The 16,953-nt window shown below is 51.7% G+C and carries 17 protein-coding genes, 1 tRNA gene and 1 pseudogene; 6 read left to right on the top strand and 13 right to left on the bottom strand.

The genetic code is table 11. From position 1 onward, the window contains the following. Positions 1–5 precede the first annotated feature (5 nt). Positions 6–1,802 carry an oligoendopeptidase F gene (pepF, locus tag ACO4XG_RS06085; RefSeq protein ID WP_308509120.1) on the bottom strand — a complete coding sequence of 599 codons (1,797 nt, stop codon included), beginning with the start codon at positions 1,800–1,802 and terminating at the stop codon, positions 6–8. Positions 1,803–1,981: 179 nt separating this feature from the next. On the opposite strand from pepF, the gene ACO4XG_RS06090 reads away from it, so the two are divergent. The 3 genes from ACO4XG_RS06090 to ACO4XG_RS06100 all read left to right on the top strand — a co-directional run bounded on the left by ACO4XG_RS06090 (position 1,982) and on the right by ACO4XG_RS06100 (position 3,999). After that, positions 1,982–2,698, top strand: coding sequence for a hypothetical protein (locus tag ACO4XG_RS06090; RefSeq protein ID WP_308509119.1), 717 nt, complete (start codon positions 1,982–1,984; stop codon positions 2,696–2,698). Positions 2,699–2,886: 188 nt separating this feature from the next. Next, a complete protein-coding gene (locus ACO4XG_RS06095) occupies positions 2,887–3,384 on the top strand; it encodes a hypothetical protein (RefSeq protein ID WP_308509118.1) in 498 nt (165 codons plus the stop codon). 6 nt (positions 3,385–3,390) lie between these two features. Then, positions 3,391–3,999, top strand: a complete 609-nt coding sequence (locus ACO4XG_RS06100) for a DUF3841 domain-containing protein (protein WP_308509117.1) — start codon at positions 3,391–3,393, stop codon at positions 3,997–3,999. Positions 4,000–4,056: 57 nt separating this feature from the next. Here the strand turns inward: ACO4XG_RS06100 and ACO4XG_RS06105 are convergent, their stop codons facing one another. The 8 genes and pseudogenes from ACO4XG_RS06105 to ACO4XG_RS06140 form a co-directional block, all read right to left on the bottom strand. Beyond that, on the bottom strand, positions 4,057–4,413 hold the full coding sequence (locus ACO4XG_RS06105; protein ID WP_308509116.1) for a VOC family protein: 357 nt from the start codon (positions 4,411–4,413) through the stop codon (positions 4,057–4,059). Further along, positions 4,410–5,096, bottom strand: a complete 687-nt coding sequence (locus ACO4XG_RS06110) for an MBL fold metallo-hydrolase (protein WP_308509115.1) — start codon at positions 5,094–5,096, stop codon at positions 4,410–4,412. Before ACO4XG_RS06110 ends, ACO4XG_RS06105 begins: the two co-directional genes overlap by 4 nt. 18 nt (positions 5,097–5,114) lie before the next feature. Then, entirely contained in the window at positions 5,115–5,921 is an 807-nt protein-coding gene (locus tag ACO4XG_RS06115) for a DNA/RNA non-specific endonuclease (RefSeq protein WP_308509114.1), read from the bottom strand. Between the two features lie 600 nt (positions 5,922–6,521). Next, entirely contained in the window at positions 6,522–7,286 is a 765-nt protein-coding gene (locus ACO4XG_RS06120) for a class I SAM-dependent methyltransferase (protein ID WP_308509113.1), read from the bottom strand. A gap of 161 nt (positions 7,287–7,447) precedes the next feature. Further along, a pseudogene (locus tag ACO4XG_RS06125) lies at positions 7,448–7,648 on the bottom strand (integrase core domain-containing protein); the annotation flags it as partial. Between the two features lie 28 nt (positions 7,649–7,676). Continuing rightward, a complete protein-coding gene (locus ACO4XG_RS06130; protein WP_485129669.1) occupies positions 7,677–8,105 on the bottom strand; it encodes an IS3 family transposase in 429 nt (142 codons plus the stop codon). A 268-nt stretch (positions 8,106–8,373) separates the two neighbouring features. Beyond that, positions 8,374–8,826, bottom strand: a complete 453-nt coding sequence (locus ACO4XG_RS06135) for an HIT family protein (protein ID WP_308509112.1) — start codon at positions 8,824–8,826, stop codon at positions 8,374–8,376. A 222-nt stretch (positions 8,827–9,048) separates the two neighbouring features. Beyond that, a complete protein-coding gene (locus tag ACO4XG_RS06140; RefSeq protein ID WP_308509111.1) occupies positions 9,049–10,350 on the bottom strand; it encodes an ATP-binding protein in 1,302 nt (433 codons plus the stop codon). Positions 10,351–10,493: 143 nt separating this feature from the next. Between ACO4XG_RS06140 and ACO4XG_RS06145 the strand changes: the two genes are divergently transcribed. Next, positions 10,494–10,979 (top strand): hypothetical protein, encoded by a 486-nt coding sequence (locus ACO4XG_RS06145; protein ID WP_308509110.1) that lies wholly within the window; start codon positions 10,494–10,496, stop codon positions 10,977–10,979. 111 nt (positions 10,980–11,090) lie between these two features. Here ACO4XG_RS06145 and ACO4XG_RS06150 read toward each other — a convergent pair. The 3 genes from ACO4XG_RS06150 to ACO4XG_RS06160 form a co-directional block, all read right to left on the bottom strand. Next, positions 11,091–11,163, bottom strand: a tRNA-Lys gene (locus ACO4XG_RS06150). 60 nt (positions 11,164–11,223) lie between these two features. Beyond that, positions 11,224–11,901: a tRNA (guanosine(46)-N7)-methyltransferase TrmB gene (gene trmB / locus ACO4XG_RS06155; RefSeq protein ID WP_308509109.1), complete on the bottom strand. Its 678-nt coding sequence runs from the start codon at positions 11,899–11,901 to the stop codon at positions 11,224–11,226. Positions 11,902–11,921: 20 nt separating this feature from the next. After that, positions 11,922–13,229, bottom strand: a complete 1,308-nt coding sequence (locus tag ACO4XG_RS06160; RefSeq protein WP_308509108.1) for a M18 family aminopeptidase — start codon at positions 13,227–13,229, stop codon at positions 11,922–11,924. Between the two features lie 138 nt (positions 13,230–13,367). Here ACO4XG_RS06160 and ACO4XG_RS06165 point away from each other — a divergent pair, with 138 nt between their 5' ends. Together ACO4XG_RS06165 and ACO4XG_RS06170 are read left to right on the top strand one after the other, a co-directional pair. Then, positions 13,368–14,375: an SH3 domain-containing protein gene (locus tag ACO4XG_RS06165; protein WP_308509107.1), complete on the top strand. Its 1,008-nt coding sequence runs from the start codon at positions 13,368–13,370 to the stop codon at positions 14,373–14,375. Between the two features lie 113 nt (positions 14,376–14,488). Beyond that, positions 14,489–15,964, top strand: coding sequence for a D-alanyl-D-alanine carboxypeptidase family protein (locus ACO4XG_RS06170; RefSeq protein WP_308509106.1), 1,476 nt, complete (start codon positions 14,489–14,491; stop codon positions 15,962–15,964). Here ACO4XG_RS06170 and ACO4XG_RS06175 read toward each other — a convergent pair. Then, complete coding sequence (locus ACO4XG_RS06175) at positions 15,961–16,953, bottom strand: 3'-5' exonuclease (RefSeq protein WP_308509105.1); 993 nt, start codon at positions 16,951–16,953, stop codon at positions 15,961–15,963. The genes ACO4XG_RS06170 and ACO4XG_RS06175 overlap by 4 nt on opposite strands.

A 16,953-nucleotide genomic window follows, 5' to 3' on the forward strand; every position in this document is an offset into this window, starting at 1 on the left:
GTGATTTACTCTGCCAGCTCCTCGAGCTGTGTCAGCAGTTCATCAAAGTACTTCATCGCGTCCTCAACCGGCTTCTCGGTCGAAAGATCCACGCCTGCAATCTTCAGGATACTGACCGGATCGTCCGTGCAACCTGCGGAGAGGAAGCGGATGTAATCCTTGAGTGCCGGCTCTCCCTCGGTCAGGATGCGCTTTGCGACCGCAACCGAAGCCGCAAAACTCGTCGCGTACTGGTAGCAGTAGAAGTTCATGTACATGTGCGGCACACGGCTCCACTCCTCGCCGATCAGCGGGTCGGATATCATAGCCGGACCGTAGTACTCCTTGTTCAGGCGGAGATAGAGCTCGGAAAGCGTATCCGCCGTGATCGGCACACCTGTCTCCGACATCCGATTGCTCTCGATTTCGAACTCTTCGAGCATTGCCTGGCGGAACAGCGTGCCCTTGAAGCTGTCAAGCAGGTGGTTGATGAGATACGCCTTCTCCTCGCGGGACTCCGCCTTACCGATCAGGTAGTGGTTCAACAGGACCTCGTTGGTAATCGAAGCGACCTCCGCGACAAACATCTTATACTGTGCGTTGAAGAAGTCGTGACTGTGGTCGGAGTGCCAGAAGTGCATTGCGTGACCCAGCTCATGCGCAAGCACAAAGGCATCTTCAAAGGTATTGTTAAAGTTCATCAGGACAAAGGGATGGGTCGCATAGACCGAGTTGCAGTATGCGCCGACACGCTTGCCCTCGTTCTCGACCGCATCGATCCAGCGATTCTCAAACGCCTCGCGGAGCAGCTCAAGGTAGTGCTCGCCGAGCGGTGCAAGACCCTCGAGCAGCATCTCTTTTGCCTCCTCGTAAGTCACGCTGCGCTCGTAGTCCTTTAACATGTTCGCGTAGATATCGTACATGTGAAGCTCATCCACGCCGAGCATCTTCTTTCTGAGTGCCATATAGCGGTGGAAGGGCGCAATATTCTTGTGAACGCTCGAGAGCAGCCGCTCACAGACCTGCGGAGACACATTGTCTCTGCCGACCGCCGCCTCAAAGGAGCTCTTATAACCTCTCGCCTTCGCGAAGAAATAGAGCTGCTTCATCTGCGCATCGTAGAGCGACGCAATGGTGTTGCGGAAGCTCTTATAGGTTCCGTAGTACTGCTCAAAAACTTCCTTGCGGAGCTCACGGTTCGGAGATGCCTCGAGCAGCGTAAATCTGCCGTTCGTGATCTGCACTTCCTCGTCGCCGTCCTTCACCGTCGGAAACTTCATGTCCGCATTCTGGAGCATCGAGAAACTCTGATAGGGGGCGAGGGCCATGATGTTTGCCGCCGCGAGCAGCTTCTCCTCGCTCTTATTCAGCGTGTGCGGCGCAAGACGGATCGCATCGTCAATCGTAATCTTAAATGCGCGGAGCGCCGGGCAGCTCTCGTAGTAGGTGTTCATCTTCTCCTCGCCGAGCGCCAGCACTTCCGGCTCGATAAAAGCCGTCTTCTCGAGGATCTTTACATCCGCACTCTGTGCTTTCTGTAAAAGCGCGAGGTTGTCCGCATTTCCGGTGTCCACATCACTCCGCATCATCGCATAGCCGAAGAAGCGGTAGTCTGTCTTCTTGCACTCCTGGTAGAGCTCATAGACCTTTAAGAGCACATCTGCACCGTCGCCGAGTTTTCCCTCATAGCCTGCAATTTCGTCCGCAAGGGCGAGGCCGCGCTTCAGATCTTCTTCAAAGGCCTGTACATCCGGGTAGACATCCTCCAGCTTCCAGGTTTGTTCCACCGCAACTTCACTTCTCTTGGGCAGCTTCTGTTCCATTGGGTTCTCCTTTCGAGAGCAACTGTTGACTTCTGTATCATCGTACCAAAAAGAAAGTGCTTTGTGAATCCGTTTTGTGTGTTTTACACAATCAAGGTCTTAAACAGATCTATCATGTTCAATATGTCACGTTTTATGAAAGTATGCTATAGTTATATGGCATAGAAAGGAGATATGTCATGAATCGAAATCGCTTGCTTATCATCATTTCCTCGGCTGTTGCAATTCTCGGAGCCTTCCTCCCCTGGGCGAGTGTCTCTGCCGGATTCTTCGGCGCCATGAGCATTCGCGGCACCCAGGGCGACGGGACCTTCATCGCAGTACTCGGCGTTATCGCGATTGTCCTCGCCTGCCTACAGGACAATAAAACAGCGCTGCCGAGAAACTTTGCGACCGGCGTTGCCGTCATCGGCGCACTGCAGACCTTGATTATGCTGATCAACCTCCTCAACCTGAGCCGCGTGTTCGGTTCACAGGGCGCTGCGCTGAAAAGCTACGGCGTCAGCGTTCACATTGGCATCGGCTTCTTGTTCGACCTCCTCGCCGGTATTGCGACCGCCGTTTTCGGCGCAATGGCACTCTCCGGCGGCAAGCTCTCAAAGGACACACTGACCGAGGTCATGGATGCGAGCAAAAATCTCTCCAAGACCGTCGCACAGGCGACCACTACGGTTGTAAAGTCCGCTTCCGAGGAAATCAAGAAGGAAAGTGAGAAGCTGAAGGAAGCCAAAGAAGCGAAGGCCGCCAAAGCCGCACAGGCAGAAAACGCTGCGACAGGTACGGCGCTGCCGGAAAGTACAACTCCCGCACCTGAAGAGCCGGAAGTTCCCACCGCTGAAAACGGCACCGAAGAACCACCCGCACAGGACAGCGCTCCCGACAATTCCGCGCTCTAAGCCGACATCAACGCAATCCTCTTTTCAAACCGGCACAGTCCGAGCAGACTGTGCCGGTTTTTCTTTCGCTCCCCCCTCGCCCCGGTACCAATGTCATGATTGCAGTTGTTACGCATGCACACTATACTGGATAACGTTCCGCTTTGCGGACCCGACCGAGCGCACTGCACTCCTACGAAAGGACAAGCATGAAATTTCAATCTGTCAACGAATTCTCCCACTTCTCTTTTTCCGACTGTGTACTCACAGGAATCGAATTGAACCCTGCCGGCATACAGCTCACACTCGAGGCACTCATTGTCCTCCCGGAAAATTCGCAGAATACAAACTTCACCAAGAGCTATGCGGGGCCCGTACAGTTGCGCCTCATCGGCGGACAGCTGACGGAAAGTGTCAAAGAAGGCTACCGCTACCGCGATGCCGACGGAAAGCTCCTCGAATCCGTCCCGGACACCGTGCTCTCCCCGGCCGAAGTCGAGGCGCTGTTCCCCTCGTTCCGCGATGTGTACCTCTTCCAGATTCTCAGCGAAACAAGAGCCGACGGCCGTGTTCTCTTGGAACTCGGCATCGAATTCCCGCAGGCCGAAGAGTTTGATACGCTCGTCACCCCCTCCTACCGGATTGGTATCCGCTGCGAAAAGGCTGTCTTCGGCTGGGACTACTATATGAACCGCGTGGAGAGCTGAGCCGGAATGATTCTTTGGACTTGTCAGGAAGAAGCCGTCTACCAGCAACTTCTTAAAACCGGCGTCTATCGCTGTGATTTTAATCTCTCACTGATGAAAGACTGTCGCGAGCAGTACGACTGGCTGGTCCGGCAAATGAGACGGCGCATCGGCCCGCCGCCTGACGAGGTCACTTATCCGGTCTGGGCCTTCTATCAACAGGACGGCAAACACCGTAAGCTAGATCTCCGCAGAGAGCGCTGGGCGTTCGGCTGCAACGGGACTCGTTTTGCCTGCCTCGAAATCGAAATTCCCGACCGAGATGTTCTTTTATCCGATTTTGACTACTGGTGTATCATCTTAAACAACGGCCTCCTCTCCGATACCGAGCACGAAGACCGTTGCCTCGAGACACACTACGAGGCGCTTTCCCCTTCCGAGCAGCGCCGCATGAAAGAGAAAAATTGGGAGCGCGTCTTTGATCTAAGCCCCTTAGACAACGGCTGGATGAGAAAAGGGTACGACATTCAGGCAACCTTCTGGGAACTGCGGCTTGAACAGGTTCGGGATGTTCGCTTCTTTCATGCCGCCGCCAAATTTGATCCACCGCCCTCAGACACAGACATCACAAAATAAAAGGACAGAAAAGCGTGATTTCGCTTTTCTGTCCTTTTTCGTTACAACAAACTCACATTACGGCAAAATCTCAAGCCAGTAGCCGTCCGGATCTTCGATGAAGTAGATGCCCATCGCCTCGTTTTCGAAACAAATGCATCCCATCTCCTTGTGCTTTTTGTGAGCCGCCTCAAAATCGTCCGTCCGAAATGCAAGGTGAAATTCGCACTCGCCGAGGTCGTAAGGCTGCGGATGGTCCTTCAGCCAGGTGAGTTCCAACTCAAATTCCCCGACCTCGCTCTTCAAATACACGATGATGAAAGCGTCCGTTGTCTTTCGTCTCACCTCGTGTAAGTCGAGGGCTTCGCTGTAGAAGCGGAGGGAGCGCTCCAAATCCGCAACATTCAAATTCTCGTGTATCATCTTAAACTTCATATCTCTTCTCCTTTCGCTGTCTCCGTGTTTTTGATGCGGGAGCTATACCGCGGGTATTCCGTGAGAAAACGCTGAATCACACTCGGCTCTCCCCAGTAGTGTATCGGAAAGACCTCATTGCAGTCCACACGTTCCAGGAAATACAAGAGCCCGTCCGCATAGTGCGCTTCCAGTCTCGGATCGAGCGGCACAAAGGCAAGATCAAAATGTCTGCCCTTGATTTTTTCAATCTCCGCGTGAAAGATTGCGCGGAGCTCTCGGTTCTCCTCCTCCGGTTCTCCCTCCCAATACCAGTCGTTCAAATCACCGCCGTGGTAAATGCTTCCCTCTCCGGTGCTCACGATAAACGCGACGCCACTGTCGTTGGAAAGTAGCGTCTCGACCTGAATCCCTCTCTCAAGCCGATAGCATTGATCGGGATCCACAAAACAGCGCTCTATCTTCGACAACCGCTTTTCATCGCTGATATCGTTTGCCAACACCGCCCGGTAGCGCAGGCCCCTCTCATCGAGAAGGTCAAAAATCTTCGGATTATAGTGATCCCCGTGACAGTGGCTGCAAAATACAAGTACTTCTTTTTCCCTGTCGAGCGGTGGCAGTTCACCCTTATAATAGTCAAAAATAAAGTAGCGGTCTTTCTCTTCCAACAGAAAACCGCTGTGGCCTAAGTATGTCACTTTCATAAGAACCTCCTCTGTCCTTCACGCTTCCCGCCGACTTTCTCCGGTCGCATAGTCAATCACAATACCCGGCTGTACATTGTAGAGAAACACATGAAAGCGGATTCCTCCCTTTTCCAAGGACTCTGCCTCCAGTTCTACGCCGCGCGCCACCAGCTCATCTCCGGAAAAGACAGGTGTTGCCCGGTAGAGGACAGCGCCGCCGCCGTTTTGGATAAAATCTCCGACCTGCTTCTCATAGGGCAACATGCCCTCCACATTCAAATAGCGCGTGCCTGTAATCAGGTTATTCGGATTCGCATTTTCTCCGGAGAGCATGTAGGCAATCAGATGACAGCGGTTATAGAGGAATTTCCCGTCAATCAAATCATCATAACGCACTGTGTGCCAACCGCTCGGACGCACCATGCCGATGCTGCCCCGCGGTTCTGTCGGCATCGTCTCTTTGGTCAGAACCGCAAACGCACTGCCGCAGCGCCCGAGGGCGTCGAGCGCCGCATAGGACTCATAGCCCTCCTTGGCCCGCGCCCTGCCGAGTTCCCGCTCCTCCGCCGTAAAGTTCGGGACTCCGCGGTTGATGTCGACAGCCGCCTGTCCCGTATAGCTGCCCGCTGCCGAGAGCACCGGAAATTCCGACTCTCCGGGCGGCGGCACAATGACACCGATCGCCTCACTGCTCTCTGAAACAGCGTCCACGCTCTCCTGTTGTACCGCTATCTCAGCTGTGCCCGCTCCGACTCGGAACGCGGCCGCCGTCAACAGAAGTACCAGTAGCGTTGCGACACTTCGAAGCGTTCTCTTCCGTAATTTGTGCTTTCTTCTTGCCATCTCCGCCTCCTGTCTATGCCGAAAACCAGTATACCATATTCGCGGTATATGCCTCGCAGGGGCTGTCTTACGGATACGCGTCTATGTTGCGGAGGAGAGGATTTACCGGGATGGCTTCTTGCATTCAATCTATTTTCCGCTATTATCTGCCCAACAGAGTTGCTCGAGGCAATATGCATCGAGAACCTGGCTGAATCTCCCGGTTCAGCCTTTTATTTTGATTGTTCGATCTCCCCCTGTTCCGATCTCTGCGACAGAGGATTTAGACACACTCGTTCCGCAGAGGATTTTGATGATTCTGTCCTTGCAGCAACCAAAGCTGCTTCGCTTCCGAAATAGGTATCAAAAATCAGAGTCTTGAACGGAACATTCCGGTGTCTCGGAACCGCGCGTGTAATTCTTCCAATCCATGTCTTAAGCTCTCCGGCGCGAAGTCGTCGTGACTGTCCGGCCAACCGTCAGGCCGCTCATAAGGAGTCGCCGACTCTTTTCGATTTTTGAATTTACACCATTATATTGGCATTTTCATAAACCGGGATTTCGATTTTAACCCTTACAGAAAATAAAACGGGCTATTCTCCCGAAGTATATTCTATGACATTAGAGTTTCATGCAAAGTGTAGCTATATAGTCATTCCAATAACGTGCTAATCTATTTCTTTTGTCACACGATTCATAAAAGTCTATCATAGCAAGACCATTTTTAAGCTGTCCTCTGATCTGTGTTTCTAAGGTATGGCTAAATTCATATCCATATTCCGGATTTATGGTTATCTTGCCCTCCTCTTCAAGTTCTTTTGAATTAAAAGGTATTGAAAACTTTAAAAGTAATTCCTCCTCAGGTTTGTCCCATACAATGTCAGCATCATACATGTATATCCAAGGATTCATAAATCCGACCATTAACAGTCCTCCCTTTTTCAGTACCCGAGAGGCCTCTTGATACATGTTTTCCAAATCTTCTATATGTACATTTGAAACCGGATTGAAAATAATATCAAACGTCTCATCTGCAAATGGGAATGGCTTTGTCATATCGCCTTGAACCGTGTTTATTTTTAAGCCTTCTCTTTTGGCAACCATATCATCTCTTTGTAATTGTGATTTAGAGAAATCCATTATGGTTACATCATAACCCTTTATTGCAAAAACCGGTCCCTGCTGTCCACCACCACAAGCTAAACCTAATATCTTTTTCCCTTTGGCTTTTTCAAACCATTCTTTCGGAACTTTTTTCCCAACCGTTAATGCAACAGAAATCGGGTTCTTTCTAACTTCTTCCAATTCTTCATGTGTCAATGGCTCAGTATAGTCGTTCTTTACATGATTCCATCTATCTTCATTTAATTTGATATAATCGTCCATCTTATAATTTCCTCGTGATTTTGTATTATTTCGATTTGAGTTGGTTGTCAATTTCTCGTCCATCTCATCATATCACTGTTTTCACATTTTCCATTTGCTCAAGCTAAACATCAATTAACCTGTGTGCTTATATTGTAGTGGTTAACCTTTTTGTAACACCGCTACTTAATGATACACTCTGCTCTCTTTTCAAACGGAGTCAGATATCCGTTATACGTGTGTGGGCGTACCTGATTGTACCGATCGTAAGCAAACTCTGAAACGACAAAATCTGGTTCTGCTGCAGTTTCAAAACGATACTGATAAATCAGCTCGATCTTTAAGGTATTGTAATAGCGCTCCGTCGGCACATTGTCATACGGACAGCCCGCACGACCAGGAAACTCGTGATTAAAGAGCTGTTTTCATCGGCAACAACGCTTCTGTCATATCAATCATGGAACAAAGATAGCGCATGGTTCCATTTGTCAGTGTCATATATGTGAAGTCAGTACACCACGCACAATTCGGCTGCTCAGGAGAAAAATCCCACTTTAACAGATTCGGGAAAATTTTATGAGCTAATCCCCGATGGTATGCGGGTCTCCTTCGGCAATAAATCGAGTGCAGTTGCAGTTCACGATTCATGTACTTGTGGACTGTTGTTTTACTCAATAAGATTCCTTCTCTTTGCAGAAACGCCTTCATTTTACGGTGCCCCGTGACACCATGAGATTCATGGTAAAGTGCTTGAATTCGTTGACAACAATGAGATTTTTGAGCGAGATAACCCGCTTTCGCATTTCTGAAGTGATTGTAATAAGCGTTCAGATGAATTATGTGGCTTTTTAAAAAGTCATCTCCAACTGAGACTTCTCCGCATCATTGTCTTGGCATTCTTCGCGATACGAGCGTACCCAGTTTGGAAACAGTGACTTTGGATATGCCGTACTCAGCCACAAGGCTGGCAATCGTGCGCCCATCCGGAATGTGCGCACGAACAACTTTTCGTCTGGTTCCGTCTGATATTCGAGTCCTGTATTTTTCTCCCCTACTGACATTATAATCTATCAGGCAGAGGTGTTACAAATTCACTGTACCACTACAGTTATAAAACAAAATGCTTCTTCATAAGTGCATACAATACTTTTCTGTCATCAAACACTATGCTCTCTTTTTTCAAAGCATAGTGATGGGCAAATTCTGTATCTATGTATGCGTGGTCATTGATTACAATGGCATTTTTATACCGCGGCCGCACGTGGATATGTAGATGTGGATTTGGTACTGCTTCTTTGTAAAAGTTATTCAGCAGACAACTCCAATTGCATAATTCGGCGCCTAATACCTCTTTATAGACCCATTCCAGTCGATCTATAATCGTTTTCAATTCCATCCACTCAGGAACTTCCAATTCTGAAAGACTACCGCAATGCCGATTCAACACCAGAATACATCTGCCGACATAATCCTGTCTATCTGCCAAATAGACTGACCAATGCAGTGATTGATATAGCAACCACTCAATTTCTTTATACGCACACCATTCGCAGCCACGCATCGCATCTCTCCATAAATTCCGATTTATTGATCAATTTTCGCATTCAAAATATACCATGAAACTTGTGAACAATTCTACCGTAGCTTTAGACTATCAGAGTATATGAGAAAAGTCCGAACAGTTTTATGCCCGGACTTTCTCTCTCGATAAGGTATGATAAGTTGCGCAAACCGAACTTGCGGTGAGAGCTTTTTGTATGTCTCCGCAATGCATCTTGCAAGCTCAGTTTCCGAGCTCCGCATTGATAAACTGCTGAGCCGTGCGCCCCGACACCCCGCCATGCCGCAATTCGAACTGATCCGCACGCCGCAGCAGTTCCTCCTCCGCAAGCGTTATGCCATGGCGCTCGGCGAGTGCCAGCACAATCTCATGATAGGCTCGGCGCGCCGGTTTATAGTAGCCGATTGAGAGCCCGAAGCGGTTCGCGAGCGAGAGCTTTTCCTCCATCGTATCGGAATGATGAATGTCCGCATCCTGCTCCACATCATTCCGGTCTCTCCAGCTCTCCCGAATCAAATGCCGCCGATTCGAAGTCGCGTAAATCAGCACATTGTCGGGACGGGTCTCTACGCCGCCCTCAATGACTGCCTTTAAGAACTTGTACTCCGACTCGTTTTCCTCAAAAGAGAGGTCATCCATATAAATGATAAAGCGATAATTTCTGTTCTTGATTTCCGCAAGCACCTCGGAGAGCCGCCGGAACTGATACTTGTAGATCTCTATCATGCGGAGACCGTCTTTATAATATTCGTTTACAACCGCCTTGATGCTCGTCGACTTTCCCGTGCCGCTGTCGCCGTAAAGCAGCACATTGTTAGCTCTCTGCCCGCGGAGAAAGGCCTCCGTATTTTTCCGGAGTTCTTCCTTCTGCGTCTCGTAGCCGATCAGATCCGAGAACTGCACGGAATCCATATTGCGGATGGCCTTTAACAATGTCCCCTTCGTCTCATCGTCTTCGAGGCGGAACGCCGCGTTGAGGCCGAACTTGCCCACGCCGTAGGCGCGGTAAAAATCACTCATCGTCGCAAAAAATGCGGCGTCGCTCTCCGCAGCCGCAAGCTTCCGGCTCAGCACCTTCACCTTCTCGCTGACTGCCCGATAACAGCGTACGGCAGGCTTCGGCAAAGCCCGATAGTTCGTCAGCACCGAGAAGCAGTTCATGTCGAGTGCGGTCTCGAGCGGCTGAAAGTCATAGTGAAACAGTGCGCGGAAAATATGAAAATCCTGCTCCACAAAGGTATTCACACTGCCCTCGCCCGCGCCGCTCTTCTCCGCCGTCAGCGTAAACGGATTTTCATCCATCATGAGCAGATAACTCAAATAATTTTGCCAAAGATTCTCGTCGAAGCCATATTCCGTCGCAAGTTCCAACAGTTCCCGCACGGCGCGATAAGCGCGCTGTCTGTGTTCCGCGGTCAAGGTCTCCCCCCGTTTCCGCTCCCCCTCCAGCGCAGCGAGCGTCGCGAGCACCCCCTGTTCCGCCGTCTTGCCGTACATCAATAAATTCGAGACCAATACGTCCATCGCAATCCTCCTTTTGTTTCCGCTCAGTATACCGCCGAAACTTTCGCTTGGAAAGCGCGCCCACACGTGTATAATAGTGGAGAAGATATGTAGAGTTTGTTGTGCCGCACACAGCGCGCACGGAAAGAAAAGAGGACAAAACCATGGCATGTTGGGGATTTCACGCATTGGAATCGGATGAGGGGCTGCTACTCCTGGATCGCATCGGCGAAAAACTCGCCGCCGGGAAGCAGAGCCTGAAACTCGCGGACATCATCGCGCTGCTCCGCAGTGAAAAGCTGCTTGACTCGGAAGACGCTGCGAATACCGAGGACTACGATCTCGCGGTACTCGCGCTCTCGGAGTTTTACGACAGAATGCAGGGCGAAAAAAAATTGTCCGCACTGAAAAACAGCCGCCACGCGCTCGCGGGGCTCGAAACACTTGCAGAAGTCAGCGCCGACCCCGAGAGCCTCGCCTTTTTACATCGCCGTCTGCAGGAAATTCAGGACGACATTGACAGTTGCGAGCGGAGTTATGCCGCTTTTTGGCTGGAGGCCGCCGACTATTACGACTGGGTCTCCTATGTCGATCGTCTGGTCGAAGCCATCGGACGCGAAAAGGCAGCCTGTTCTGCCGCCAATGCCTGAAAACGCGAAACCGCGGGATGCAAGACAGCATTCCGCGGTTTTCTTTTCGTCCAAAGCAACAAAAAAAGCCCCATCCCAGCAGCTCGCAGTCTGCCAAGTCAGGACTTCTCGTGCGCCTTCAGGGACTCGAACCCTGGACAAATAGATTAAGAGTCTACTGCTCTACCAACTGAGCTAAAGGCGCTTTTGTTTGTGCCGCATCTCCGTGACACAAACAGTATTCTACTTGCTATCAGTCTTTCTGTCAATACGTTTTTTTTATTTTTTTTCGCGTCGCAATCAGACGAGAAATCTTCTGCCCCCGCGCGGAAAATTTCTCCTCATACTCGGTCATCACATTCTCCTCTGCGGGCACGTCTCGGTGCAGGTCCCGCGTCACGTCTTGTAACACCCATCCCGCTGCCGGAATCTCCTCGAGCGACCACTCGAACAGGCCGTCATTGTCGGTCTTAAAGCAAATCTCACCCTCGGGTGCCAGCACCGCATCGTAGAGTTTCAGAAATTCCGAGGAGGTCAGACGACGCATCGCGTGTCCGGCCTTCGGCCAGGGATCGGAGAAATTCAGGTAAATACGCGCGACTTCGCCGGGCGCAAAGAGTTCGGTGAGGCGCTTTGCATCCTCCCAGAGAAAATAGAGATTCTCTCTCTCCCTTTTCCCCTGCTCTCTTTCTTCCCGCTCCTTCCGCTCAATGGCCTTTTGCAGCACGGAAGCGTAGCGCTCCAGTCCGAGGAAATTCCGTTCCGGTTCTCTGGCCGAGAGCTCACGCAAAAACCGCCCCTTTCCCATGCCGATTTCCAGCGCAAGCGGCGCCTCCTTCCGAAAGAAGGTACTCCAGTTTCCTCTGTATTGCTCGGGCGCATTGACGACGGAAGCCGCCTCCCGCACAAAGTCTTCGCTACCGGGAATGTGTCTAAGCCGCATTGATTCTGTCTCCAATCTTTTTATTCTGAGAAAGCAAAGCCCCCGTCCCGCGCTTCCGTGCGCAGGCCGTAAAAGCAGCGTGCAATTCGGATAAAGTCCAGATAATCCGAGCAGCCCGCCGTCTCATATGGCGAATGCATCGCGAGCTGTGCGAGGCCGATGTCGACTGTTGCCAGTGCGACCTGGTTGCCCGAGATATTGCCGAGCGTAGAGCCACCCGCAACATCCGAGCGGTTGTGGAAGTGCTGCAACGAAACACCCGCCTTGGCCGCAAGATAGCGGAACACCGCATCGCTTACCGCATCGGTCGTATAGTGCTGGTTCGCGCTGTGCTTCACCACGACACCGCTGTTCATATAGACGCGGTTGCTCGGATCGTGCTTGTCCGCATAATTCGGATGCACGGCATGTGCGTTGTCGGCCGAAATCATAAAGCTGTTTGCGATTGCGCGGAGATAATCCGCCCGACTCTTTCCCTGTTCGAGGAAGAGACGCAGAAGCACATCCGTCAGGAAGGTAGACGCTGCGCCCTGCTTGGTGCCGCTTCCGACCTCCTCATTGTCAAACAGCGCAAAAACCGGCGTCCCCCGGCTCTCTTCCGCTGCGAGAAAGCCTTCCATGGAAGCCGCGGCGCACTCGAGGTCATCGAGCCGCGGCGCCGAGAAGTAGCAATCTCCCTCGCCCCAGACCGTTCCCGGCATGCGATTATAGAGGAACAAATCCGCGCCGACAATCTGCTCCGGTCGTACACCGGCTTCCTCCGCGATACAGTCCATAAATTTCTTTTTTGAGTTGCCGTCGCGCCAGAGCGGCAGCATGTCGCGCTGCGCATTGTACTCGTATCCCTTGTTGGCCTCGTGGTTCATGTGAATCGCCAGATTCGGAATCATCAGGAGATCACGGTCAATGCAGACCAGCTCCGTCCGGATCTCATTTCCTCGCTGCACGGCAATGCGACCTGCAACCGAAAGCGGCCGGTCAAACCAGGGTGCGCAGAGCATGCCGCCGTAGCGCTCCACATTCAATTTGACATAGTGTCCTTCGACCTCCATGTCGGGATTCTCTTTGATCTTAAAAGAGGGAGAATCGCTGTGACTCGCAATAATCTGGAAACTGTCCGTCTCGCCCGCGGGAAGCCGAAACGCAATCAGTGCCGAACCGTTTCTTGTCGTAAAATACTTGCCGCTCCGGCAAAGTGTCCAGGGCTCCGCCTCTCTCAACTCCGTATATCCTGCCGCCAGCAGGCGGCATTTCAACGCCGCAACGGCCTGAAATGCCGTGGGGCTCTCCTGAATCAATCCTAACAATGCTTCGATTTCACGCTTCATTCTTCTCTCTCCTCTTATGTATCGCAAACGTTGTCACAAAGCCTGTGTCTTTTCTATCATACCATCTCTCACGCAAATAAGGTGCAAAGCTGTCCTTTTTCCTGTATAATACAGATAAGTTCAACAAAGGAGGCCGGCATGGCAGATAGAAGAACTGTTCGGGAACTCATTGAAGAAGGGCTCAGTACGACAGAGAGCCTGATTTCCCAGAAAGATTATACCAAAGCAATGATTTGTTCACGCCAAACTCTGGAATTCCTGGTTCGGAGTCTTTGCCGTCGCAACAATATTTCGGACAGCGATCCCGAGCAGATGGTTGAGAGCCTTTTTCTGGGTGGCATTATTTCCAAAGAAGTCTGCGGTGAGTTTTTTAAAATTTATAAATTCGGTGAACTGGCTGCTGTTCAAGGCTACAATGATACCTTCAGTGCAAACGAATCTTATCGGCTTCTGAGTCAGGCGGTCTACGCCTATCAGCAGATGCTCCAGTCACAGACCATGCATCGAAACGGTAGCTCGGCACGGCGCAGCGCTCGCCGAAGGGTATCCGGCGGTACACTCGATCAGCTGCCGCCCTATGTAAAGTTCGGCCTACCGCTGGTAATTCTTCTGTTTCTGATTTTCCTCGTGCGGAGTTTTGCAGGACATCGCAAGGCTTCGGAGCCCGTTGTTACAACGGAAGCCGTGAGCAGCGAGAGTAGCGCAGCAGCGGAACTCACCACGGAGGCCGAGACTACCAGTGCTGTCGCACCGTCCGCGATCACTGTCTATACGACCAGCTCTTCGCTGAATGTGCGTGAGACGCCCTCTACCGGTGGCAAGTTGCTCACGACATTGCCGGCCGGCACCGTCCTCGACTTCGTTGAAAAATACAATGACCAGTGGACGGTCATCAATTACAACGGCACTCACGCCTATGTGGCGAGCCAGTATGTGACTGCCTCCGAGGTCAACCCGGCTGAGCGCGGCAGTGCTTCCGCAACTAAGAGCGCCTCGCAGAGCAGTGCAGCCGAAACCGAACCCGCCCTCGGCAGCACCGCTTCCGGCACCACTGCGGCAAATGAAACCAGTGCGCAAAAAGCGCAGAGCAGTGCAGCAAAAAGCAGCTCTGCCAAGAGCAGCACAACCAAAAGCGGTTCCCGCTAAGTAAACGTATTTGTACGTTCAAAATGCCATCCCGCGCTTATGCAGAGATGGCATTTTCCTTTTAAAGACCTTGGTTCAAACGAAAGTAAGTACCGAACAGAGAGGAGGCCTGATTGACTACCGTTTTTTCACATATCAAAGTCCGCGCACTCGCGCTGTTTCTTGCCTGTTGTATTTGCTTCACGGCTCTGCAGTCTTCCGAGAGTTTTGCCGAGCCCGCCTGGCCGCAGGATGTCCTGATTGAAGCGGAAAGCGGCATTCTGGTAGATGCCGATTCCGGCACCGTCCTCTACGGAAAGAATATTCATCAGCGCTACTATCCTGCGAGCATCACAAAAATCCTAACTGCTCTCATTGTCATTGAGCGCTGCAAACTGGATGATACCATCACCTTCTCCTATGACGCGATTCACAATGTCGAGAGCGGTTCTACCAGCGCAGGTTACGGCGTCGGCGACAAAATCACCGTCCGAGAGGCACTCTACGCGCTCCTGCTCCGCTCGGCCAACGAAGTGGCCAATGCGCTCGCCGAGCACTGTGCGGGAAGTCGCGAGGCCTTTGCCCGCCTAATGAATGAGAAGGCAGCCTCTCTCGGCTGTAAAGAATCACACTTTACGAATCCCTCCGGTCTGAACGACCAAAACCATTACACGACTGCCTACGACTATTCTCTGATTGCGATGGCAGCGTTCAAAAATCCGACCTTTGTCGAGTTTGACTCAACCACGTATTACGAACTTCCGCCGAACAGCGCAAACGCCGAACCCTTTACCATCTACTGCGGGCACAAGATGTTAAAGAAGAGTTCGGGTCTCTATTATCCGGGCATCATCGGCGGCAAGACAGGCTATACCATGACGGCCGGCAACACGCTCGTGACCTGTGCCGAACGCGACAATCTAAAGCTGATTACCGTAATTCTGAACGGACATCTCACACATTACAGTGACACAAAAAAACTCCTGGACTTCGGCTTTGCCAATTTCAAAGCCGTCAATCCGGAGGGCACCGATAATCACTATGAAAAACCGCAGACCGATCTCGATCTTGTCGGCCGCCATAAGACCCTTCTCTCCCTGTCAGGCGACAAGACCATAACACTCCCGAAGACCGCGCAGCTCTCAGATACGACCAGCACGCTGAGCTATGAACTCCCGTCCGATGCACCCGAAAATGCTGTCGCACAAATCCGCTATCTCTACGGAGAGCGGACAGTCGGCTCTGTCTGGCTCTGCACCACCCTGCCGGATTCCGGCAATAAAGTCTCGACTTCCTCCAATGCCAAGGCACTCCGTCGACTGCGCTATCGCCTCACGAGTCTACCGCTCCCGCTCGCAACGGCCATCGGCGGTCTTATCCTCCTGCTCCTGCTTCTACTCTTTGCCCTGCGCCGGCACAAAAGGCAGCGGGCGGCCGCAGACCTAGCCTTTTCTCGCAGCCTAAACCGCGTCGCAGACCGCGAGAGTCTCAACGGACCAAAGGAGCTCTCGGACAGTGCTTCTTCTTTGGACCGCTATCTCGGTGACAGTTCGCTCTCCCGCCGCAGACGCAAACCCGGCTTTTTCTCCCGGCTCTTCCGGCGCCGCTAGGGATTCCGCCTGTGCGGCAGTTTGCGGTTCTTGAGATTCTGCTTTTCCCGAAGGGTCTGTTGCAGTTGCGCGATTCGCTCTGCCGTCTCCTGACTCACAAACTTGGTCGTCTTGATACAATACACCTGCATTCCCTCTGCCCGTCGTATTTTAAGCTTTCCGCGGAGCAAACCGTGTTCCGGACAGACGGCAATGCAATAATAACTGCGCTGGTTCGCTGAAAACCAGCGCAGCTTTTTTTTCAGCATGCGATGACAGCGGAAGCAGAGCATATCGGTGACTGTCTTGTCATGAATCGCGCTGTCCCGATCCGGGAAAATTCGCGACACATACTTGGCATAGTCTGGGAAACCGATATAGAGCTCCTCGTCCTCGTTCGCAGGCAAATGATAGTAATCAAGGGAGCGGTATACCTTCAGTGTCTCAAAGGGAAGTTGCTGAAGCACTTTCGCCGTATAGCGCGCATCCTCAATTGCGCGATGAAAAGCTCCCTCCTCCTCAAGCCCCAGCGCCTCCACAGCTGTCGCGAGTGCCGTCGCCTTTTTTTCTGCATCCGGAAAACATCTTCCGTACAGCTTTTGTACGTCATAGTAGAAAAGCGGATAGGAAAAGGGATTCCGGACATGGAAAAAATGTAAGTTGCGCTGTAACTCCAAAAGGTCCATGTTGCCCCAGCTGCAAAAGATGACTTCTTCGTCGCTGTCCATCCCGCACCAGTGAAAAAATTCTCGCATCACCTGCGCAAACGCCTTGCCCTCTTTTTGAAGCTGTCCAATCTGAATATTTGTGAGCGCGCGCACACGGGAATCCAGCTTCTTATAAATAAAAGGGCGCACGAAGCGAGAGAACTCAGAGACTGTCTCCAGGTTCTCGTTCAGCTTCACTGCGCCCACCTCTATAATCTCAGAGGGAAGGTCAGGTAACTTCCCGACCTTCCCTCTGGGGTTTTGATTCCATTCCAAATCAAAAACGATATAGCTTATTGCCAT

Source organism: Stomatobaculum sp., assembly GCF_057248925.1.